The organism is Streptomyces sp. NPDC007929 (genome assembly GCF_042959065.1).
Lineage (GTDB): Bacteria > Actinomycetota > Actinomycetes > Streptomycetales > Streptomycetaceae > Streptomyces.
Window position 1 is genome coordinate 239,372 of record NZ_JBIBKD010000005.1, and the last position, 21,829, is coordinate 261,200.

The 21,829-nt window shown below is 68.4% G+C and carries 16 protein-coding genes; 11 read left to right on the forward strand and 5 right to left on the reverse strand.

The window, feature by feature from the left end; translation table 11 throughout:
* Nucleotides 1-75 precede the first annotated feature (75 nt).
* The gene (locus ACFZDE_RS18585; RefSeq protein ID WP_391200790.1) at nucleotides 76-2,727 is read right to left on the reverse strand and encodes a transglycosylase domain-containing protein; all 2,652 of its coding nucleotides are present in this window, start codon (nucleotides 2,725-2,727) and stop codon (nucleotides 76-78) included.
* 402 nt (nucleotides 2,728-3,129) lie between these two features.
* On the opposite strand from ACFZDE_RS18585, the gene ACFZDE_RS18590 reads away from it, so the two are divergent.
* The 4 genes from ACFZDE_RS18590 (at nucleotide 3,130) to ACFZDE_RS18605 (ending at nucleotide 6,928) form a co-directional block, all read left to right on the forward strand.
* Complete coding sequence (locus ACFZDE_RS18590) at nucleotides 3,130-3,813, forward strand: helix-turn-helix transcriptional regulator (RefSeq protein WP_390998470.1); 684 nt, start codon at nucleotides 3,130-3,132, stop codon at nucleotides 3,811-3,813.
* 44 nt (nucleotides 3,814-3,857) lie between these two features.
* Nucleotides 3,858-4,940, forward strand: coding sequence for an inositol-3-phosphate synthase (locus tag ACFZDE_RS18595; protein WP_390998472.1), 1,083 nt, complete (start codon nucleotides 3,858-3,860; stop codon nucleotides 4,938-4,940).
* An 89-nt stretch (nucleotides 4,941-5,029) separates the two neighbouring features.
* Nucleotides 5,030-6,292 (forward strand): MFS transporter, encoded by a 1,263-nt coding sequence (locus ACFZDE_RS18600; protein ID WP_391200792.1) that lies wholly within the window; start codon nucleotides 5,030-5,032, stop codon nucleotides 6,290-6,292.
* Nucleotides 6,293-6,415: 123 nt separating this feature from the next.
* Nucleotides 6,416-6,928 carry a hypothetical protein gene (locus tag ACFZDE_RS18605; protein ID WP_391200794.1) on the forward strand — a complete coding sequence of 171 codons (513 nt, stop codon included), beginning with the start codon at nucleotides 6,416-6,418 and terminating at the stop codon, nucleotides 6,926-6,928.
* Nucleotides 6,929-7,044: 116 nt separating this feature from the next.
* Here the strand turns inward: ACFZDE_RS18605 and ACFZDE_RS18610 are convergent, their stop codons facing one another.
* Complete coding sequence (locus tag ACFZDE_RS18610; RefSeq protein ID WP_391200796.1) at nucleotides 7,045-8,490, reverse strand: CCA tRNA nucleotidyltransferase; 1,446 nt, start codon at nucleotides 8,488-8,490, stop codon at nucleotides 7,045-7,047.
* Between the two features lie 278 nt (nucleotides 8,491-8,768).
* Here ACFZDE_RS18610 and ACFZDE_RS18615 point away from each other — a divergent pair, with 278 nt between their 5' ends.
* The 7 genes from ACFZDE_RS18615 to trxA all read left to right on the forward strand — a co-directional run bounded on the left by ACFZDE_RS18615 (nucleotide 8,769) and on the right by trxA (nucleotide 18,537).
* Complete coding sequence (locus ACFZDE_RS18615; protein WP_391200798.1) at nucleotides 8,769-11,171, forward strand: DUF6049 family protein; 2,403 nt, start codon at nucleotides 8,769-8,771, stop codon at nucleotides 11,169-11,171.
* Nucleotides 11,172-11,214: 43 nt separating this feature from the next.
* The gene (gene murJ, locus ACFZDE_RS18620) at nucleotides 11,215-13,509 is read left to right on the forward strand and encodes a murein biosynthesis integral membrane protein MurJ (protein ID WP_391200800.1); all 2,295 of its coding nucleotides are present in this window, start codon (nucleotides 11,215-11,217) and stop codon (nucleotides 13,507-13,509) included.
* 140 nt (nucleotides 13,510-13,649) lie between these two features.
* A complete protein-coding gene (locus tag ACFZDE_RS18625; RefSeq protein WP_391200803.1) occupies nucleotides 13,650-15,341 on the forward strand; it encodes a protein kinase family protein in 1,692 nt (563 codons plus the stop codon).
* A gap of 27 nt (nucleotides 15,342-15,368) precedes the next feature.
* Nucleotides 15,369-16,094 carry an RNA polymerase sigma factor SigM gene (sigM, locus tag ACFZDE_RS18630; RefSeq protein ID WP_391200805.1) on the forward strand — a complete coding sequence of 242 codons (726 nt, stop codon included), beginning with the start codon at nucleotides 15,369-15,371 and terminating at the stop codon, nucleotides 16,092-16,094.
* Nucleotides 16,091-17,023 carry an anti-sigma factor family protein gene (locus ACFZDE_RS18635; protein WP_391200807.1) on the forward strand — a complete coding sequence of 311 codons (933 nt, stop codon included), beginning with the start codon at nucleotides 16,091-16,093 and terminating at the stop codon, nucleotides 17,021-17,023. The genes sigM and ACFZDE_RS18635 overlap by 4 nt, the downstream gene beginning before the upstream one ends.
* A 166-nt stretch (nucleotides 17,024-17,189) precedes the next feature.
* Nucleotides 17,190-18,158 (forward strand): thioredoxin-disulfide reductase, encoded by a 969-nt coding sequence (gene trxB / locus ACFZDE_RS18640; protein WP_390998500.1) that lies wholly within the window; start codon nucleotides 17,190-17,192, stop codon nucleotides 18,156-18,158.
* Nucleotides 18,159-18,204: 46 nt separating this feature from the next.
* Nucleotides 18,205-18,537, forward strand: a complete 333-nt coding sequence (gene trxA / locus ACFZDE_RS18645) for a thioredoxin (RefSeq protein ID WP_020134150.1) — start codon at nucleotides 18,205-18,207, stop codon at nucleotides 18,535-18,537.
* 88 nt (nucleotides 18,538-18,625) lie between these two features.
* On the opposite strand, the gene ACFZDE_RS18650 is transcribed toward trxA, so the two are convergent.
* From ACFZDE_RS18650 to ACFZDE_RS18660, 3 genes are all read right to left on the reverse strand, one after another.
* On the reverse strand, nucleotides 18,626-19,243 hold the full coding sequence (locus ACFZDE_RS18650; RefSeq protein WP_391200809.1) for a GNAT family N-acetyltransferase: 618 nt from the start codon (nucleotides 19,241-19,243) through the stop codon (nucleotides 18,626-18,628).
* Between the two features lie 324 nt (nucleotides 19,244-19,567).
* Complete coding sequence (locus ACFZDE_RS18655) at nucleotides 19,568-20,668, reverse strand: ParB/RepB/Spo0J family partition protein (protein WP_390998506.1); 1,101 nt, start codon at nucleotides 20,666-20,668, stop codon at nucleotides 19,568-19,570.
* The gene (locus ACFZDE_RS18660) at nucleotides 20,665-21,741 is read right to left on the reverse strand and encodes a ParA family protein (protein WP_185008886.1); all 1,077 of its coding nucleotides are present in this window, start codon (nucleotides 21,739-21,741) and stop codon (nucleotides 20,665-20,667) included. The genes ACFZDE_RS18655 and ACFZDE_RS18660 overlap by 4 nt, the downstream gene beginning before the upstream one ends.
* Nucleotides 21,742-21,829 lie beyond the last annotated feature (88 nt).

The following is a 21,829-nucleotide window of genomic DNA, read 5'->3' on the forward strand; positions in this document are numbered from 1 at the left end:
GACGGCGGCCCTTGTTTCACGTGAAACACCCTCGCGTTTCACGTGAAACACCCAAGCCGGGCGATCTGGCTGCGGCTATCCCTCGGGGCCTCCGAAGAAGCCTCCGTTGCCGTTGCCCCTGCTGTTGCCGCCGTTCTCTGCCGTGTCGGTCGGAGAGGGCTCGGTGCTCGCCCCTCCGTCCGCCCCGCCGTTCTCATTGCCGGCGTTCTCCGTACCGCCGTCGTCCTCGCAGCCGAAGAACCCACAGGTGTCACTCGGGGTCGGCGACGGGCTCGTGCTTTCGGAGGGCGAGGGGCTCGGCTGCTCGGACTCCGTCTCGCTGGGCGTCACGCTGGGACTCGGCGTGGGCGACGGGGCACCTGCCTCGTCCTGGATCTCGCCGATCTTCTCCGCGTCGGGGAAGCCGGTGTCGGTCACGCCCTTCAGCGCGGCCTTCATGTACTCGGTCCACACCAGCGTGGGGACGTCACCACCGTGGATGGATTCTTCGCCCGCCGTGCCGTTCATGGAGAGCAGCTTGGCGCTCTTGGGGTCCTCACGGAACATCGCGACCGAGGTCGACAGCTGCTGGGTGTAACCGACGAACCAGGCCGACTTGTTCTCGTCGGTGGTACCGGTCTTGCCGGCCGCGGTGCGGCCCAGGGCGAGGGCGTTCTTACCCGTTCCGTTCTGGATCACGTTCTCCAGAATGTCGGTGACGTTGTTGGCCACGTTCTCCGGCATCGCCTGGGTGATCCTCGGCTTGTCGAAGCCGTCGACCTCCTGGCCGTTGAACTTGACGCTGGTCACCGAGTACGGGGCGGCCTGCTTGCCCGAGGCGGCGAAGGTCGCGTAGGCGTCGGCCATACGGATCGCGCTGGGGGTCGACGTTCCGAGTGCGAACGACGGGTTGAGCGTGGCGAAGCTGGAGTCCAGGATGCCGGACTTCTCGGCCACGTCCCGCACGTTCCTCATCCCCACATCCATGCCGAGTTGCACGAACGGAGTGTTGACCGACTGCTCCATCGCCTTGCGCAGCGAGATGTAGCCCCAGGGGTAGTTGCTCTCGTTCTCCTGGAAGAACGGGGTGTTGTCCTTCTTCAGGACGTAGGTGCCGTCGTTGTTCTTGACCTTGAGATGGTCGTTGCCGTTGTACTTGCTCAGCGGCGAGAGGGGACCGTCGCTCCGGTAGGTGCCGTGCTCCATCGCGGCGGCGAGCACGAACGGCTTCCACGTCGAACCGACGGGGACACCCGAGGTGTCCGCGTTGTTGTTGAAGTGGCCGTTCTCGTACCCCGCGCCGCCGTAGAGCGCGACGATCGCGCCGTCCTTGGGCTTCACCGACGCCGCACCGAACTGGACGTGCTTGTCCAGCTCACGCTTTTTCGGGTCGAGCTTCTCCTTCTCGACCTTCTTGACGGCCTTCGCCAGCGCCTCGACGTTGGCCTTCTTGAAGGTCGTCTTGATCTGGTAGCCGCCCAGGTCGAACTGCTTCTCGGAGATGTTGGAATGGTTCAGGACATACTTCTTGGCCGTGTCCACCAGGTAGCCGATCTGGCCGCTCATGCCCTTGGACGCCTTGCGCTCCTGGGGCATGGGGTACTTCTTGATGGCGTCCTGGTACTGCTTGTCCGTGATCCTCTTGTCGTTGTGCATCTGCTCGAGGATCCAGCCCCAACGGGCCTCGGAGCGCTTGCGGTTGGCTTTGCGGGTCGCCGTCTTGTCGATGCCCTCGTTGCCCGCGGGGTCGTAGTACGTCGGGCCCTTGAGCAAGGCGGCGAGGAAGGCGCACTCGCTCGGCTTGAGGTCCTTCGCTTCCTTGCCGTAGTAGGTCTGGGCCGCGGCCTGGATGCCGTAGGCGCCACGGCCGTAGTACGAGGTGTTCAGGTAGCCCTGGAGGATCACCGGCTTGGAGACCTTAGTGCCCACCTTGATGGAGATGAACATCTCCTTGAACTTACGGCTGAGCGACTGTTCCTGGCTCAGATAGGTGTTCTTGACGAACTGCTGGGTGATCGTCGAACCACCCTGTGTGTCACCGCCCCGGGCCATGTTCGCCAGGGCCCTGGCGATGCCCATGGGGTCGACGCCCTTGTCCTGGTAGAAGCTCTTGTTCTCGGCCGAGATCACCGCCCACTGCATGGCCTTGGGGATCCGGTCGATGGTGACGTTCTGCCGGTTCTGCCCACTGCCCGCCGCGACCATCTGGCTGCCGTCGGCCCAGTAGTAGACGTTGTTCTGCGACAGCGCCGCGGCGTTCTCCTCATTGGGGACGCCCACCATGGCGTAGCCGATGCCCGCCACGGCCAGGAGGCTGCCGATGAAGCCGATGCACAGACCGGAGACGAGCTTCCAGGACGGCATCCAGCGCTGCCAGCCGTACTTACCGGCCCGCGGGTAGTCGATCAGCCGCTTCTTGTCCGGGACGGCGGCGGCGCGCCCTCGGCCCCGCCCGGGCCCGTTCGGCCCGCCGGGGGCGGCGCGCCGGCCACCTCGGGTGGGTTCGGCCGCTCTGCGGCGGCTGCCACCCGTACTTCTTTGCGCAGCACGGCGGGCCTCGGCACGGCCGCCGTACTGACGCTCCTCACCCCCTGAGTCGAAAGCGTCCGACCCATAGGAGTCGGACGGAGACCCGGTGGCGCCTCGCGGTGCCGCGCGGCGGCCGGAGGACGAGCCGGACTGGCCGCGTCGGGCCGCGGCACGTCCGCCTCCCTGCGGCTGCGGCGGTTTGCGACGGTGCTCGCTCATCGAACGACTACTCCTCGGGCAGGCGCACCCCTGCGCGCCTGGAAACGGCGGCTGGTTTCCGGTCCCCCCGAAGTACGGATGCGGTCGGCTCCGCATTCATCGGTCCCGCATGCACCCGTACTACACCGAAGACGACGACGCTCTCAGGCGTCACTCGGTTCCCGGTGATGTGCATGGCGCACAGACTACGCACCGTCAAAACCTGCCGAGCCCCGAAGTTCACCTCAAATCAGGCAACTCGTGTCCGATGAATCGGTGATGTGATCCCGACCACCCACCCCCCTCTTGTCGCATCCGGAAGGCCGTTCTATCGTCGTGATGTATCGAGTCGATACATCAGCTCGACACATCGGCCCGACACATCGGACTGATACATGCGCACCACGGCGAGAGGAGGCGACGATGAGCCGACGTTCCGGGATCCTCGAGTTCGCCGTCCTCGGCCTGCTCCGCGAGTCTCCGATGCACGGCTATGAGCTGCGTAAACGGCTCAACACATCGCTGGGCGTCTTCCGTGCGTTCAGCTACGGGACGCTCTACCCCTGCCTCAAGACGCTGGTCGCCAACGGCTGGTTGATCGAGGAACCCGGGAGTACCCCGGAGGAACCCCTCGCCGCCCCCCTCGCGGGGCGTCGCGCCAAGATCGTCTACCGGTTGACGGCGGAGGGGAAAGAGCACTTCGAGCAGCTGCTCTCGCAGACCGGGCCCGACGCGTACGAGGACGAAACCTTCGCGGCTCGTTTCGCCTTCTTCGGACAGACCTCACGCGATGTCCGCATGCGCGTGCTGGAAGGCCGCCGCAGCCGGCTGGAGGAGCGGCTGGAGAAGATGAGCGCGTCCCTGGCCCGGACCCGGGAGCGCCTCGACGACTACACGCTCGAGCTCCAGCGCCACGGGATGGAGTCCGTGGAGCGCGAGGTGCGCTGGCTGAACGAGCTCATCGAGAGCGAGCGGGCGGGGCGGGACCTCAAGGGTCCGGCCACCGGGGAGCCCGCCTCGCGTGACACCACATCTGGAGCGTCGGGCGGCCTGCCCCGGCCGGGGGGCGACCCCCGTCCGGATACGCCCGACGACACCGCCACGTGAGAGCCCACTCAGGGCCTCACTCGTACACACAGGGAGCAACCGGAATGGGTTCGGTTCGCGTAGCCATCGTCGGTGTGGGCAACTGCGCCGCATCGCTGGTGCAGGGAGTCGAGTACTACAAGGACGCCGACCCGGCGTCCAGGGTGCCGGGCCTGATGCACGTCCAGTTCGGCGACTACCACGTCAGCGACATCGAGTTCGTCGCCGCGTTCGACGTGGACGCCAAGAAGGTCGGTCTCGACCTGGCGGACGCCATCGGCGCCTCCGAGAACAACACCATCAAGATCTGCGACGTCCCCAGCACGGGTGTCACGGTGCAGCGCGGCCACACCCTCGACGGCCTCGGCAAGTACTACCGCGAGACCATCGAGGAGTCCGCCGAGGAGCCGGCCGACATCGTCAAGGTCCTCAAGGACCGGCAGGTCGACGTCCTCGTCTGCTACCTGCCCGTCGGCTCCGAGGACGCGGCGAAGTACTACGCGCAGTGCGCCATCGACGCCAAGGTCGCCTTCGTCAACGCCCTTCCGGTCTTCATCGCCGGCACCAAGGAGTGGGCGGACAAGTTCACCGAGGCGGGCGTCCCGATCGTCGGTGACGACATCAAGTCGCAGGTCGGCGCCACCATCACGCACCGTGTGATGGCCAAGCTGTTCGAGGACCGGGGCGTCGTCCTGGACCGCACGATGCAGCTGAACGTCGGCGGCAACATGGACTTCAAGAACATGCTCGAGCGCGACCGCCTCGAGTCGAAGAAGATCTCCAAGACGCAGGCCGTCACCTCCCAGATCCGCGACCGCGAGCTGGGCGAGGGCAACGTCCACATCGGCCCGTCCGACTACGTCGCCTGGCTGGACGACCGCAAGTGGGCCTACGTCCGCCTCGAAGGCCGCGCCTTCGGCGACGTCCCGCTGAACCTGGAGTACAAGCTCGAGGTCTGGGACTCCCCGAACTCCGCCGGCGTCATCATCGACGCTCTGCGCGCCGCGAAGATCGCCAAGGACCGCGGTATCGGCGGTCCGATCCTCTCCGCGTCGAGCTACTTCATGAAGTCCCCGCCCGTGCAGTACTTCGACGACGAGGCTCGCGAGAACGTCGAGAAGTTCATCAAGGGTGAGGTCGAGCGCTGAGGCGCCGCAACCAGTCGCTCCTGCCAGGGCTGTGAGGGTCCCCGGGTCGTACGACCCGGGGACCCTCCCCGTATGTGAGGCTGGGCCCCATGGCCGTCGTCCGTGACCTGCGCGTCCTGTTGCGCTTCCAGGGCTTCCGGCGCCTGCTCGCCGTGCGCCTGCTGTCCCAGGGTGCCGACGGCGTCTACCAGGTCGCGCTCGCCGCGTACGTGGTCTTCTCGCCGGAGAAGGAGACCACGGCGGCCGGTGTCGCCTCCGCGATGGCCGTGCTGCTGCTCCCGTACTCCCTCGTCGGCCCCTTCGCCGGAGTCCTGCTTGACCGCTGGAGGCGCCGTCAGGTCCTGCTGTTCGGCAGCCTGTTGCGGGCCCTGCTGGCCCTGGCCACGGCCCTGCTGATCCTCAGTCCGGCACCGGACTGGCTCTTCTACGTCTCGGCCCTGTGCGTCACCGCCGTCAACCGCTTCGTCCTGTCAGGCCTTTCCGCCGCCCTGCCGCGTGTGGTGGACGCCGACCGCCTGGTCATCGCCAACTCCCTCTCCCCGACGGCCGGGACGCTGGCCGCGACCGCGGGCGGCGGCCTCGCCTTCGTGGTGCGCCTGGCGGTGGCGGACTCGGACGCCGCGGTGGTGCTCGTGGGGGCCGGGCTGTATCTGTGCGCCGCGCTCGCCTCGCTGACCATGGCGCCGGAACTCCTCGGCCCGGACCGGCCCTTGCCGCGCGAGCAGATCGGGACGGCCCTCACGGGCACCGCCCGCGACCTGGCGGCGGGCGTACGTCACCTGGCCGCCCCGCAGCGCCGGGAGGCCGCCTGGGCGCTCACGGCGATGTCGCTGATGCGGTTCTGCTACGGCGCCCTGCTGGTCATGCTGCTGATGCTGTGCCGGTACGCGCTCACCTCGACCACGGACGACGGACTCGCCCTGCTGGGTCTGGCGTTGGGCTTCTCCGGCGCCGGATTCTTCGCGGCTGCCGTGGTGACCCCCTGGACCGCCGGGCGGCTCGGGCCGGGCCGATGGATCATGGTGTGCGCGGGAGCCGCGGCACTGCTGGAGCCCGCACTCGGACTGCCGTTCGCCACCGCCCCGCTGCTGGCCGCGGCGTTCGTCCTGGGACTCACCACCCAGGGCGCGAAGATCGCCACGGACACCGTCGTCCAGTCCTGCGTCGAGGACGGCTTCCGTGGCCGAATCTTCTCGGTGTACGACGTCCTCTTCAACGTTTCCTTCGTCGGGGCGGCCGCCGTGGCCGCCCTGATACTGCCGCCGGATGGCCGCTCCGTCCCGCTGGTGATCACGATCGCCGTTATCTACGCGACAGTAGCTGTGGCTATGGGTCGATTTGGCCGCCAGTAAGTGTCACATCAATGACACAGAGCCACTTCCGGCTACTGCGTTGTCGGTGCGGGCCGCTACCTTACGTGGGTCTTATCTCGCGACATGTTCGCGTCACTCACCATGTTCTAGGGGGACCCCCAAGTGACTACTCCGCCGCCCCAGGGCAATCCGTTCGCGCAGGGCCAGCCCGGGGCCGCGCCCCAGGCCCCGTTCCCGCCCCAGGGCGGCTACCCGCAGCAGCCCGGCCAGCCCGGCTTCCCGCCCCAGGGCGCCACTCCGTACGCTCCGGTCCCCCCGCAGCCGTCCGGTCGCAAGCTCAGCTTCAAGACGATCAAGAACATCGTCGTCGTCATAGCCGTGGCGGGTGTCGCCATCGGCGGCTACCTGGCCAGCCGGGACGACGCCAACACAGCGGCGGTCGGCGACTGCATGCACCGCGGCAGCGCCAGCGACAACAACCCGGATCTCGAGGTCGTCGAGTGCAGCGACGCGAAGGCCCAGTTCAAGGTGCTGGCCAAGATCGAGGGCTCGTACCTCACGCAGACGCTGGCCTCCAGCAAGTGCGAGGCCGAGGCGAAGGACTTCCAGTACACGTACACCGAGAGTGGTGACGGCAAGGACTTCCTGCTCTGCCTGAAGGACTACAAGAAGTAGGCAGACGCGACGAGGGGCGGTGTTTCACGTGAAACACCGCCCCTCGGTCTGTATCCGGCAGGCTGCCGACTGCAACGGGGTCATGTTTCACGTGAAACATGACCCCGTTGCACAGCTCAGCTCTCCTGCCCGGCCCACCACTCCTTGAGCGCCGCCACTGCGGCGTCATGTTCCATCGGCCCGTTCTCCAGACGCATCTCCAGCATGTGCTGGTAGGCGCGACCGATGACCGGCCCGGGACCCACGCCGAGGATCTCCATGATCTGGTTGCCGTCGAGGTCCGGACGGATCGAGTCCAGCTCCTCCTGCTCCTGCAGCTTGGCGATCCGCTCCTCCAGCCCGTCGTAGGCACGCGAGAGAGCCGCCGCCTTGCGCTTGTTGCGCGTCGTGCAGTCCGAGCGGGTCAGCTTGTGAAGGCGGGTCAGGAGCGGACCGGCGTCACGGACGTAGCGGCGGACCGCCGAGTCCGTCCACTCACCGGTGCCGTAGCCATGGAAGCGCAGGTGGAGTTCGACCAGACGTGAGACGTCCTTCACCAGCTCGTTGGAGTACTTCAGAGCCGTCATGCGCTTCTTGGTCATCTTCGCCCCGACCACCTCGTGGTGGTGGAACGAGACCCGGCCGTCCTTCTCGAATCGGCGGGTGCGCGGCTTGCCGATGTCGTGGAGAAGGGCGGCCAGGCGGAGGGTGAGATCGGGGCCGTCCTCCTCCAGCGCCATCGCCTGCTCCAGGACGATCAGCGAGTGGTCATAGACGTCCTTGTGACGGTGGTGCTCATCACGCTCCAGACGCAGGGCCGGAAGCTCCGGCACCACGTGCTCGGCGAGGCCCGTCTCGACGAGCAGCGTCAGGCCCGTGCGCGGCTGCTGGGAGAGGATCAGCTTGTTCAGCTCGTCCCGCACCCGCTCCGCCGAGACGATCTCGATGCGCCCGGCCATCTGAGTCATCGCCGTGACGACCTCGGGGGCGACCTCGAAACCGAGCTGAGCCGCGAATCGCGCGGCCCTCATCATCCGCAGGGGATCGTCCGAGAACGACTCCTCCGGAGTGCCGGGAGTACGCAGCACACGCGCCGCGAGGTCCTCCAGCCCCCCGTGCGGGTCGACGAACTCCTTCTCCGGCAGGGCCACCGCCATCGCGTTCACCGTGAAGTCACGGCGGACGAGATCCTCCTCGATGGAGTCCCCGTACGACACCTCGGGCTTGCGCGAGGTGCGGTCGTAGGCCTCGGAGCGGTAGGTGGTGACCTCGATCTGGTAGCCGCCCTTGTGGGCACCGACCGTGCCGAAGGCGATTCCGACCTCCCAGACGGCGTCCGCCCACGGGCGCACGATCTTGAGGACGTCCTCGGGGCGGGCGTCGGTCGTGAAGTCCAGGTCGTTGCCGAGCCGTCCCAGCAGCGCGTCCCGTACCGAACCGCCGACGAGGGCGAGTGAGAACCCGGCCTCCTGGAAGCGGCGGGCGAGGTCGTCGGCGACAGGAGCGACCCGCAGCAGTTCACTCACCGCGCGATGCTGCACCTGGCTCAGGGCACTGGAGGTTTCTTCGTTGGCGTTCGGCACAACAGAAGAGGGTACGTGGCCCTGGCCCCCGCGAGCTCCTCCGATTCCCCCCGCCCTTCCCCGTACAGACGCCCGGGGACAGGTCCGTCATGGGCGCACAAGCGCAGCTCTTGAGCCGTAAAGAGCCACTCCCGCCCATAGAGCCATATAGCGGGCAACCCCCGGTCGGCCCGCGATCTTGTGGAACGGACCGCGGCACTTCCCCTCAGCGCGCATCGTTACCATGCGTGGACGCACATTCCGACGACCACTGACGACGACGAGGGACGGACGAGCGCGTGGCCGAGGCGGCAGACTTCCAGGGGGCCGGTGCCTCACCTGCCCGCCGCTGGCTGCGGCGCACCGGGGCACTGCTCACCGGCGCGCCGCTGCTGGCCGGACTCCTCCAGCTGCCCGCCGCGACGCCGGCGGACGCGGCCGGGCAGGAGTCCCTCCAGGCTGCCGCGGGCGGCTCGGTATCGGTCGCCGTCGACTCGCTCACACCCAGCGCCCCCTCCGAGGGCGACACGATCACCGTGTCGGGCACGGTGACCAACAACGGCAAGCAGACGGTCACCGGCGCCCATGTGGACCTCCAGGTGGGGCCCCCTCTCGAAACCCGCTCGTCGATCGACACCCTCGCCAAGAAGAGCGACGATCTCCAGGGCCCCTCCGGCGAGAAGGTCGGCGGCAAGTACACCGAGAAGTACGCCAAGCTCACGCCCGGTGTCGCGGAGCCCTTCAGCATCTCCGTACCGGTCGACAAGCTGGATCTCGGCCGTGACGGCGTCTACCAGCTGGCCGTCTCACTCTCCGGGGAGACCTCCGCACAGCCCTGGGACCAGGTGCTCGGCATCCAGCGCACGTTTCTGCCGTGGCAGCCCGAGGAAGCCGGCACCAAGACGAAGACCACCTTCCTGTGGCCGCTCGTCTCCAGTGCCCACATGGCGGCCGAGACGGGGTCGAACGAGCAGCAGACGCCCGTCTTCCGTGACGAGGAACTCGCCGAGGAGATCTCCCCGGGCGGCCGCCTCGACCAGATGGTGTCGCTGGGCAAGGGCCTCGACGTCACCTGGGTGGTCGACCCCGACCTGCTGGCATCCGTCGACGCGATGACGCGGAGCTACGAGGTCCGCACCGCGGACGGCACCACCACACCCGGCAAGAACCAGGAGGTCGCCAAGCACTGGCTGGCCGAACTCCAGCAAGCCGTCACGGGCAACGAGGTGGCCGCCCTGCCCTTCGGCGACCCGGACCTGGCCTCCCTCGCCCACAACGGCACGAACGTCACCGGCTCCCTGGGCCACCTCAAGGAGGCCACCGACGTCGCCGACGAGACGGTGGAGACCATCCTCCATGTGAAACCGTCCACGGACTTCGTCTGGCCCGTGGACGGCGCCATCGACCCGTCGATCGTGAAGGTCGCCACCTCCGCGGGCGCCGACAAGGTGATCACCCGCAGCGACAGCCTCCAGGACAACCTGCCGTACACGCCCTCCGCGGCCCGGCCCATCGGCGGCGGCACCACGGCCGTCGTCGCCGACTCCAGGATGTCGACGCCCTTCCGGGGCGACCTGACCAAGGCCTCCGCCTCCACACTCGCCGTACAGCGATTCCTGGCCCAGAGCCTCACGCTCGACCTGCAGACCAGCAAGCAGCGCAGCGTCGTCGTCGCCCCGCAGCGCATGCCGTCCGTGAGCCAGGCCCAGGCCATGGCGGAAGCTCTCGGAGCCCTCCAGGGCGGCAACTGGTCCGAGCCGCAGGACCTCACGGACGCCGCCAAGACCAAGCCCGACCCCGCGGCCAACACCCGCGTGCCATCGGCCTCCGCCTACCCCTCCGCACTGCGCAAGCAGGAGCTGGGCCGGGCCGCCTTCGAGCAGATCGCCCGCACCCAGGGCAAGCTCGACAAGTTCAAGGTGATCCTCACCCGCCAGTCCCGTGTGGTGACCCCGTTCGGGCGGGCCATGAACCGCGAGATGTCCACGTCGTGGCGCGGCCGGGGCGTCGCGGCGGTGGGATACCGCGACGGCATCGAGTCGTACCTCAACGGGCTCATCGACGGGGTCAAGCTGATCCAGAAGTCGGAGACCAAGCTCTCCGGCCGCAGTGCCATGATCCCCGTGACCGTCCAGAACAACCTGGTCCAAGGCGTCGACCACCTGGAACTGCGGCTCACGTCGAAGAACCCCACGCGACTCAAGATCGGCGGAGACGCCTACCAGGAGCAGCGCGTCACCGTGAACGGCGGCCACGCCCAGTCGGTGAAGTTCACCACGTCGGCCAACGCCAACGGCCGGGCGGAAGTCGTCGCCCAGCTGTACACGGAGGACGGCCAGAAGTACGGCGCACCGGTCACCTTCGACGTGAAGGTCACCGAGGTCACGCCCACGGTGATGCTGGTCATCGGCGGTGGCGTCCTGCTCCTGGTGCTCGCGGGCTTCCGGATGTACACCCACCGCAAGCGCGCCGCCGCCCGTGAGGCCGCCGAGGACGACACCGCCGAGGCGACCGACGAGACCGACGGCCCGCACGACCGGGAGAACGCTCCGCAGAACCCGGAGCCCTCCGGCGCACGTCTCAAGGAGGAGGACGGGGCCGACGCGGAGGCAGACGCCTCCGAGCAGCCGAGTGACCCGGCCCCGGACACCGCAGCGGAAAACGCCGACCCGTCCGGCACGGGTGAGAGAGTGGACCGTTGAGAAATCGTGGCCGGTGGGCCCGGGACGATGAGGTGGGGTAACCATGAACGCGCCGTACGACGGTGACCGCGGCCGTGCCGCGGGCAGCTCGGGCTACCCCGACACGGGTGGGCCCGAGGATTCACCGCCCGAGCACGGCCAGGTGCCGCCGCAGCCGCCCGCGGACATCTACCTCCAGGACGCCTACGGCCAGGACCCCTACCGGGCCCAGGACCTCTCCGCCCAGGACCCGGTCGGCGAGGCGCTCTACGACCGCTCCGCGCACCCGCCGCCCGCTCCCGGCACGTACCAGCCGCAGCAGCAGCTGTACGGTCAGCCGCCGCAGTCGCCGTACGCCCCCGACCCTCAGGTGTGGGCGCAGACACCCGCGCCCGAGCCGGAGGGCCCGACGCGGCACCTGCCGTACGGCGACGACCCCCGCACCACCCAGTTCGTCGGCGTGGACGACCTCGTCTCCCAGGCGGGCGAGCCGCGCCAGGAGCCGGACGCCTTCGCACACCTCTTCCGGGACCAGCAACAGGGCAGCGGTCACCCGTCGTACGAGTCTCCGGCGGTCCCCGGCCCGTCCCCGGCCCCCGGCCAGATGGCACAGGGCCCGTACGGCCCGCAGGGCCAGTACGCCGAGCCCGGCCGGACCGCCGCGGCACCGCCCGTCGTGGACGACCCGCCGGCCCCTGAGCCCGCCGCCCCGTCCGCCCCGAAGAAGAGCGGCCGCGCCGCGGGCCTGATGAAGTCCAGCGCCGTGATGGCGGCGGGCACCATGGTCTCCCGCCTCACCGGCTTCATCCGCTCCGCGCTGATCGTGTCGGCGCTCGGCGTCGGCCTCCTCGGTGACACCTTCCAGGTCGCCTACCAGCTGCCGACGATGATCTACATCCTCACCGTCGGTGGTGGTCTCAACTCCGTCTTCGTGCCGCAGCTCGTGCGCGCCATGAAGGAGGACGACGACGGCGGCGAGGCCTACGCCAACCGTCTGCTCACCCTGGTCATCGTGACGCTGGGCGGACTCACCGCGCTCTCGGTCCTCGGCGCGCCGCTGCTGATCCGCCTGCTGTCCGACGGGGTCGCCAGCGACCCGGCGGCCAACGAGGTCGCCGTCACCTTCGCCCAGTACTTCCTGCCCACCATCTTCTTCATGGGCATCCACGTGGTGATGGGCCAGATCCTCAATGCCCGCGGCAAGTTCGGCGCGATGATGTGGACCCCGGTCCTGAACAACATCGTCATCATTGTGACGCTGGGCATGTTCATCTACGTCTACGGCACCGCGGCCGACTCCGGGATGAAGGCCGCGAGCATCCCGCCGGAGGGCCAGCGCCTGCTCGGCATCGGCGTCCTGCTCGGTCTCGTGGTCCAGGCGCTCGCGATGATCCCCTACCTGCGCGAGACCGGCTTCCGGTTGCGGCTGCGCTTCGACTGGAAGGGCCAGGGGCTCGGCAAGGCCGTCACGCTGGCCAAGTGGACGGTCCTGTTCGTCCTCGCCAACCAGGCCGGCGCCATGATCGTCATCCAGCTGTCCACCGCGGCGGGCAAGGCCTCGCCCGTGGACGGCACCGGCTTCGCCGCCTACGCCAACGCCCAACTGATCTGGGGCCTGCCGCAGGCCATCATCACGGTCTCCCTCATGGCCGCCCTGCTGCCGCGCCTGTCACGCTCGGCGGTCGAGGGCGACGGAGGCGCCGTCCGCGACGACATCTCCCAGGGCCTGCGCACCACAGCGGTCGCGATCGTCCCGATCGCCTTCGGCTTCCTCTCCCTCGGCATCCCGATGTGCACGCTGATGTTCGGCTCCTCGGGCACCAGCGAGGCCACCAACATGGGCTTCATGCTCATGGCGTTCGGTCTCGGCCTGATCCCGTACTCCGTCCAGTACGTGGTCCTGCGCGCCTTCTACGCCTACGAGGACACCCGAACTCCCTTCTACAACACGGTCATCGTGGCCGCGGTCAACGCGGGCGCATCGGCGATCTGCTTCTTCGTCATCCCCTCCCGCTGGGCCGTGGTCGGCATGGCCGCCTCGTACGGCCTGGCCTACGCGATCGGCGTCGGCGTCGCCTGGCGCCGGCTGCGCAAGCGGCTCGGCGGAGACCTCGACGGCGCCCGTGTCCTGCGGACTTACGCCCGGCTGTGCATCGCGTCGGTCCCGGCCGCCCTGCTCAGCGGCGCGGCCTGCTACGGCATCGGCCACACGCTCGGCCAGGGCCCGGCCGGCTCGCTCGCGGCGGTCCTGGCCGGCGGCGTCGTGCTCCTCGGGATCTTCTTCGTCGCCGCCCGCCGCATGCGCATCGAGGAACTCAACTCGCTGGTCGGCATGGTCCGCGGACGCCTGGGACGCTGAGTCGGGGGGTAGACGCACAACCATCGTCAGCCACCGCGTGTCGTGCATAGCGGCGGACTGTGGGCACAATTGGTTTCGGCGTCGGGCGGCATGCACGGGACGCCGGCCGGCGCGTAATGGATGGGGAGGCAGGAACGACGGTGGCGGAACGGAGTACGGCTGCCGTCGACGTGGCAGACAACAGCGACGAGTCGTCGCTGACCGCACAGGCGGACCAGTCCACGGCCGACGGGGTGGCCAAGAACCGGGAGCGGGACACGGACAGCGACGAGGTACAGGAGAGCACCCGGACCGACGGTGCCGGAACAACCTCGCCGCCTGAACTGCACAGTGGTCACAAACTGGCCAGACGCTACCGCCTCGAGGAGTGCGTCACCCGTCTGGACGGTTTCAGCAGTTGGCGTGCCGTGGACGAGAAACTCCGCCGCGCCGTCGGGGTGCACATCCTGCCCGCCGACCACGCACGGGCCCGCTCCGTCCTGGCGGCCGCCCGCTCGTCCGCCCTCCTGGGCGACCCGCGCTTCGTCCAGGTGCTGGACGCGGTGGAGGAGAACGACGTCGTCTACGTCGTGCACGAATGGCTCCCCGACGCCACGGAACTGACCACGCTCCTCGCCTCCGGGCCCCTGGAGCCCTACGACGCCTACCAGATGGTCAGCCAGGTCTCCTCCGCCATGGCCGCCGCCCACCGTGAGGGCCTCGCCCATCTGCGCCTGAACCCCAACGCCGTGCTCCGCGCCTCGACCGGCCAATGGCGCATCCGCGGCCTCGCCGTCAACGCCGCCCTGCGCGGCGTCTCGTCCGACACTCCGCAGCGCGCGGACACCGAGGCCATCGGCGCCCTGCTGTACGCGGCGCTCACCCAGCGCTGGCCGTACGAGAGCGACGCCTACGGCCTGTCGGGCCTGCCGAAGGACATCGGCCTGATCGCGCCGGACCAGGTGCGGGCCGGTGTGCACCGTGGTCTGTCCGAGCTGTCCATGCGCGCGCTCGTCAACGACGGCGCCACCGCCTCCCGTCACGAGTCGCCGTGCACCACGCCGGAGGAGCTGGTGAAGGCGATCGGCGAGATGCCCCGCATCCGTCCGCCGGAGCCGGCGTTCACCGCCCCGCCCGAGTACCAGCGCACGACGTACCAGCAGGGCACGTACGGCCGTCAGACGCCACATCCCGGCGTCACCCAGCCGGTCCCGACTCCGCCGCCCCCGCTCCAGAGCCGCACAGGCAAGGCCCTGAAGTGGGCGGTCTCCGCGCTCCTGATCGCCGCGCTGGGCCTCGGCAGCTGGCAGCTGGCGGACGCACTGATGGACCAGGGCGGCAAGAACGAGGACCCGGGCCGGACACAGACGAACGACGGGGACGACAAGAGCCCGAAGAAGCCGGTCAGCAAGCCGATCACCATCAAGGGCGCCCAGGACTTCGACCCGCTGGGCAATGACGGTTCCGAGAATCCGGATGAGATAAACCGTCTCTACGACAACGCACCCGGCACCTACTGGGAGACAAGCTTCTATGCCAGCGCCGACTTCGGCCGGCTGAAGTCCGGTGTGGGCGTCATTCTCGACCTCGGCAAGGTTCAGGACGTCGGGAAGGTGACGGTCTCCTTCAAGGGGGACACCTCCGTCGAATTGCGTGCCCCCAGTGGCGCGGCGACGCAGCCCCAGTCGCTCGACGGTTACACCAAGGTCGCCCAGGGGTCCGGTACCACGGTGACCCTCAAGCCCGACGAGTCTCTCAAGAGCCGGTACCTCCTGGTGTGGCTGACCAAGCTGCCGCTGACGGAGCAAAACAACTACCGGGGCCGGGTCGTGGACATCAAGGTGACCAGCTGACGGCATCTGCCTCGAGGAAGGAGGCCGATGGCAGACGGCACCGGATTTGACGGAGTGAGCGATCAGGATCTGCTCGCCCGGCACGTCGAAGGCGACCCCGACGCGTTCGGTGAGATCGTGCGGCGGCATCGCGACCGGCTCTGGGCCGTCGCCCTGCGGACGCTCGGTGACCGCGAGGAGGCCGCTGACGCTGTGCAGGACGCCCTCGTGTCCGCCTACCGGGCCGCCCACACCTTCCGGGGCCAGTCCGCCGTCACGACGTGGCTGCACAGGATCACGGTGAACGCCTGCCTGGACCGCGCCCGCAAGGCGGCCTCCCGCAAGACCTCTCCCGTCGACGACACCGAACGCCTTGAGCAGCTGCTGGAGCCGCACGAGTCGGCCTCGGCCCCCGCCGAGCGCAACGATCTCCACCGGCAGCTCATCGAAGCCCTGGGAACCCTCCCGGCCGACCAGCGCGCCGCGCTCGTCCTGGTGGACATGCAGGGCTACCCGGTCGCGGAGGCCGCCCGCATCCTCGACGTGCCGACCGGCACGGTGAAGAGCAGATGTGCGCGCGGACGAGCCAGACTCCTGCCGCTGCTCACCCATCTCAGGCCGGACCACGGCGGTGAGGGCAAGAACCCGGGCGGAGAACGGAACCGGACGCAGGGGCCGGCCGTCCCACCCGCAGCGGGACCGAACCGAGCGGAACCCCCGGACACAGGACCGAGCGACTCAGCTGCAGTGAAGGGCGGAGGTGGACGAGCGTGACGTCGACGACAGACATGGCCGGGCACCCGGACGTCGCGGAGATCTCCGACCTCGCCGAGGGTCTCCTCCCACCGGACCGGACCGCCGAGCTGCGACGGCACCTGGACGACTGCGAGCTCTGCGCCGACGTCTACGCCTCCCTGGAGGAGATCCGCGGGTTGCTCGGCACCCTTCCGGGTCCGCCTCGCATGCCCGCCGAGGTCGCCGGTCGCATCGATGCCGCTCTCGCCGCCGAGGCCCTGCTGAACGCCGCGGGTACCGAGGCCGCGGAGAGCCCGGACCCGATGAGCGTTCCCGGTTCCGCCTCCCAGAACGACGGCGACGACAGCGACGGGCGTGTTTCACGTGAAACATCGACGCCCCCCGACCGGCCTGCCGGTCGCCCCCGTCTCTCCACCACCGGCCCGGGCCGTAAGAGCCGCACCCGTAGTGGACGCCGCAGGATCGCCGTTCTGGGGACCGTCTTCACCGTGGCCGCCCTGGGTCTGGGATCCGTCCTGCTGACGTCGCTCGGCGACAACAAGCCTCCCACCGGCGCGGAAGCCGAACGGCAGACCACGGCGGCGGACACCTTCTCCGAGGGGAAACTGCCGGAGCAGGTCACCGGTCTCCTGGCCGAGAACAAGACCAAGGGCGGCGGCTCCCGCACTCCCTTCGGCGCGGCGACGGCTCCTGGCACCAACCAGCCGAAGCTCGCCAGGGAGGTCGTGGTGCCCGGCTGCGTCCGTGACGGCATCGGTCGCGACGACGCTGCCCTCGCCGCCGAGAACGGCACCTACCAGGGGAAGAAGGCCATGCTCGTGCTGCTTCCCGACGCCGCTGACGACACTCGGGTCACCGCCTACATCGTCGACGCGACCTGTGTCGATCACAAGCCGCCCACCGCGGCCGGCAAGGTGCTCCTGCAGCGCACCTACCCCTCGACCTGAGCGAACACCTCGTCCCTCCTGCTGCTGGGTCACCGCAGGGCACGGCATCTCCGTGTGCCCGGACACAGCGGGAATGCGCGCCCCTTAGGATCCGTTGGGTGGGGTGAGAGGTCATAGAGAACTCCCACCGCTCGACCGACGCAGTCCAGAGACGAGGAAACAAGCCGTGAGCGACGTCCGTAACGTGATCATCATCGGCTCCGGGCCCGCCGGCTACACGGCGGCGCTCTACACCGCGCGCGCGTCGCTGAAGCCACTGGTGTTCGAGGGTGCCGTCACCGCGGGTGGTGCCCTCATGAACACCACCGACGTCGAGAACTTCCCGGGTTTCCAGGACGGAATCATGGGCCCCGAGCTCATGGACAACATGCGTGCCCAGTCGGAGCGCTTCGGAGCCGAGCTCGTCCCGGACGACATCGTCTCCGTCGATCTGAGCGGTGAGATCAAGACCGTCACGGACACGGCCGGCACCGTGCACCGGGCGAAGGCCGTCATCGTCGCTACCGGCTCGCAGCACCGCAAGCTCGGACTGCCGAACGAGGACGCCCTGTCGGGCCGCGGTGTGTCCTGGTGCGCCACCTGCGACGGGTTCTTCTTCAAGGACCAGGACATTGCCGTGATCGGTGGCGGTGACACCGCGATGGAGGAGGCCACCTTCCTCTCGCGGTTCGCCAAGTCCGTGACCGTCGTGCACCGCCGCGACACCCTGCGCGCCTCCAAGGCCATGCAGGAGCGTGCCTTCGCCGACCCGAAGATCTCCTTCGTGTGGGACAGCGAGGTCGCCGAGATCCAGGGCGACCCGAAGCTCTCCGGTCTGAAGCTGCGCAACCTCAAGACCGGTGAGATCTCGGACCTGCCGGTGACCGGACTCTTCATCGCCATCGGCCACGACCCGCGCACCGAGCTCTTCAAGGGCCAGCTCGACCTGGACGAAGAGGGCTACCTGAAGGTGAGCGCGCCGTCGACGCGCACCAACATGACCGGTGTCTTCGCCGCCGGCGACGTGGTCGACCATACCTACCGTCAGGCGATCACCGCGGCCGGGACCGGCTGCTCCGCAGCTCTCGACGCCGAGCGCTACCTCGCCGCCCTGGCGGACGAGGAGCAGCCCGAGCCCGAGAAGACCTCTGTCTGACCTCCCCCCTACCCGCCTCACGCACCAACCAGTTAAGGAGCCCGCCGTGGCCGGCACCCTGAAGAACGTGACCGACGACTCCTTCGAGCAGGACGTCCTCAAGAGCGACAAGCCTGTCCTGGTGGACTTCTGGGCCGCCTGGTGCGGTCCGTGCCGCCAGATCGCTCCGTCCCTCGAGGCGATCGCCGCCGAGTACGGCGACAAGATCGAGATCGTCAAGCTCAACATCGACGAGAACCCGGGTACGGCCGCCAAGTACGGCGTCATGTCCATCCCGACCCTGAACGTCTACCAGGATGGCGAGGTCGCCAAGACCATCGTGGGCGCGAAGCCGAAGGCCGCGATCGTCCGCGACCTCGAAGCCTTCATCGCCGAGTGACTCGGCTGAAACGTCGCACCAGCAGTGCATGTTTCACGTGAAACACGAATGGGCCAACCCGAAAGGGTTGGCCCATTCGTCTGTCTGCTCACAGCGGCCGCAGCGCAGGCTCCTTCTGCACGGCTCCCAGAAGCCGGTCCAAAGCCATCTCGACGTCTTCCTTCCAGGAGAGCGTCGACCTCAGTTCCAGCCTCAGCCGCGGATGGGTGGGATGCTGGCGGACCGTCTTGAAGCCCACCGCGAGGAGATGGTCGGCGGGCAGCACACAGGCCGGTTCCTTCCAGCGCGCGTCTCCGAAGGCCTCGATCGCCTTGAACCCACGCCGCAGCAGATCCTTGGCGACCGTCTGCACCATCACTCTGCCCAGTCCCTGCCCCTGGTAGCCGGGCACGATGAACGCGGTCATCAACTGCACCGCGTCCGGCGAGACGGGGCTCGTGGGAAATGCCGCGGATCGGGGGACGTAGGCGGGCGGGGCGTAGAGCACATATCCCACGGGCACGTCGTCGACGTACACGACCCGGCCGCAGGAGCCCCAGTCCAGCAGCACCGCTGAGATCCAGGCTTCCTTCTCCGAAGCGGACGTGCCCTCTTTTACCGCGGCCTCACCGCTGACTGGGTCGAGCTCCCAGAAGACACACGAGCGACAACGCTTGGGAAGGTCCTGGAGGTTGTCCAGCGTGAGCGGTACGAGCCGGCGGCCCATGAAGGCTGATCCTCGCTTCCTTCGCCCGCCACCGCGTCGCGGGCGGCTGTCAGAGCGCTCCGTTCCCTGAGGAGACTGCCGATGAACCCACCGACCGCTCCCAGCCCCAAACCGGCACTCATCAGTCCGGTGCGGCTCATGGTTCGCATGGCCCCTGGCTCCCTTTCAGAGGTGCTGCCGAGTGGTTGCGCCCTACCTGACGCATCGTATCCACGATGCGATTCCATCGATACCGCCAGAAAGGAAAGAGCGAGCCATGTTCCGGCACATCCCGGACACGGCTCGCTCTGTCTCCCCGCACAGCGGAGGCCCCATGCCAGAGGCTCAGGACTCGCTCTCTTCGGAGTCGTCCTCCGAGAGACTGTTCTGCAGCACCGGCCCCTCGCCAGGAGCGAGTGAGCCGAGGATCCGCTCAAGATCCTCCATCGAGGCGAACTCGACGGTGATCTTGCCCTTCTTCTGTCCCAGGTCGACCTTCACCCGCGTCTCGAAGCGGTCCGAGAGCCGTGTGGCGAGCTCGGACAGGGCCGGAGAAACCCGGGCACCGGCACGCGGGCCCTTCGGCTTCTGAGCCTTCTGCGGGCGCGACCCCATCAGAGTCACGATCTCCTCGACGGCCCGCACCGAGAGGCCCTCGGCCACGATGCGATGAGCCAGCCGATCCTGCTCCTCCGAGTCATCGACGGACAGCAGCGCCCGGGCGTGGCCGGCGGAAAGCACTCCGGCTGCGACCCGGCGCTGCACAGCCGGCGAGAGCTTCAGCAGACGCAGGGTGTTGGAAACCTGCGGGCGGGATCGGCCGATGCGGTCCGCCAGCTGGTCGTGCGTGCAGTTGAAGTCCCTCAGCAGCTGGTCGTAGGCGGCGGCCTCTTCCAGCGGGTTCAGCTGCGCACGGTGCAGGTTCTCCAGCAATGCGTCCAGGAGGAGCTTCTCGTCCTCGGTGGCCCGCACGATCGCCGGGATCGCCTCCAGCCCCGCCTCACGGCAGGCCCGCCAGCGGCGCTCACCCATGATGAGCTCGTACCGGTCGACACCCACCTGCCGTACGACGACCGGCTGAAGGAGCCCCACTTCCTTGATGGAGGTGATGAGCTCGGACAGCGCGTCCTCGTCGAACACATCACGAGGCTGACGCGGGTTCGGCGTGATGAAGTCGAGGGGGATCTCGGCGAAATGCGCACCGATGGGTGCCGCAGGCGTCGACGCAGCACTCGGCTGCACCGGCTCCTCTGTTTCACGTGAAACAGCCGGCAGGGTCGCCACCTTCGCCGCCGCCACCCCACGATCGCTCGGCAGCACCGGGACTGCCGCCGGGGACGTGGAAGCAGCATTCCCCGCCGCGGCCTGGGCCACCGACTTCTCCGTCGGTGCGGCAGGGATCAGTGCGCCGAGACCACGACCCAGCCCCCTCCGTCGCTCGCTCACTGGATGCCCTCCACCATGCTCGGGTCGTTCTGCTGTGCGCCGATATGGGCGTGCGTGGCGTCATAGCTGATGCCGACGCCCTTCAGCGCGATCTCGCGTGCCGCCTCCAGATAGGAGAGGGCACCGCTCGATCCTGGATCGTAGGTCAAAACCGTCTGGCCATAACTCGGCGCCTCCGAGATACGGACGGATCGGGGGATGCTCGTTCGCAGCACCTCGTCGCCGAAGTGGGTGCGTACCTCTTCAGCGACCTGGGACGCGAGGCGTGTCCGGCCGTCATACATCGTGAGCAGGATGGTCGACACATGCAGGGCGGGGTTGAGGTGCCCCCGCACCAGGTCGACGTTGCGCAGCAGCTGCCCGAGGCCTTCCAGCGCGTAGTACTCGCACTGGATCGGGATCAGAACCTCCTGGCCCGCCACGAGGGCGTTGACCGTCAGCAGACCGAGCGAGGGCGGGCAGTCGATGAGGATGTAGTCCAGCGGCTGCTCGTACGCCTGGATCGCGCGCTGCAGCCTGCTCTCCCGTGCCACCAGAGACACCAGCTCGATCTCCGCACCGGCGAGATCGATCGTGGCGGGGGCACAGAAGAGGCCCTCTACATCGGGGACCGGCTGGACGACCTCGGAGAGAGGCCGACTCTCCACCAACACGTCATAGATGGAAGGGACTTCGGCGTGATGGTCGATGCCCAGCGCGGTGGACGCATTGCCCTGCGGATCGAGATCGACCACAAGGACCCGGCCGCCGTGCAGCGCCAGTGATGCGGCAAGGTTGACGGTCGTCGTCGTCTTGCCCACACCGCCCTTCTGGTTGGCGACCACGATGATGCGGGTCTGCTCGGGCCGTGGCAAGCCCTCGCCGGCACGACCCAGAGCCTCCACCGCCAGTTGGGCAGCACGACCGATGGGAGTGTCGTCCATCGGAGGCGGTGTTTCACGTGAAACATCCGCCCCCATCGACTCGGTACGGGGACCGGGGACCGGATCGGTCATCGGTCCCGCGATGTTGGCGTCGGACCGCAAGGATTCACTCTCCTCGACTTCAGGCTCGCAATGAACAGAGCCTCCCATGTCTTCGGGGTCGTGAACCAGTGAGGCCTGGCGTTCTGTGGAGAAATCCACCTCTGTGGATACCTCGGGTCCCTCATCGAGTGAACCA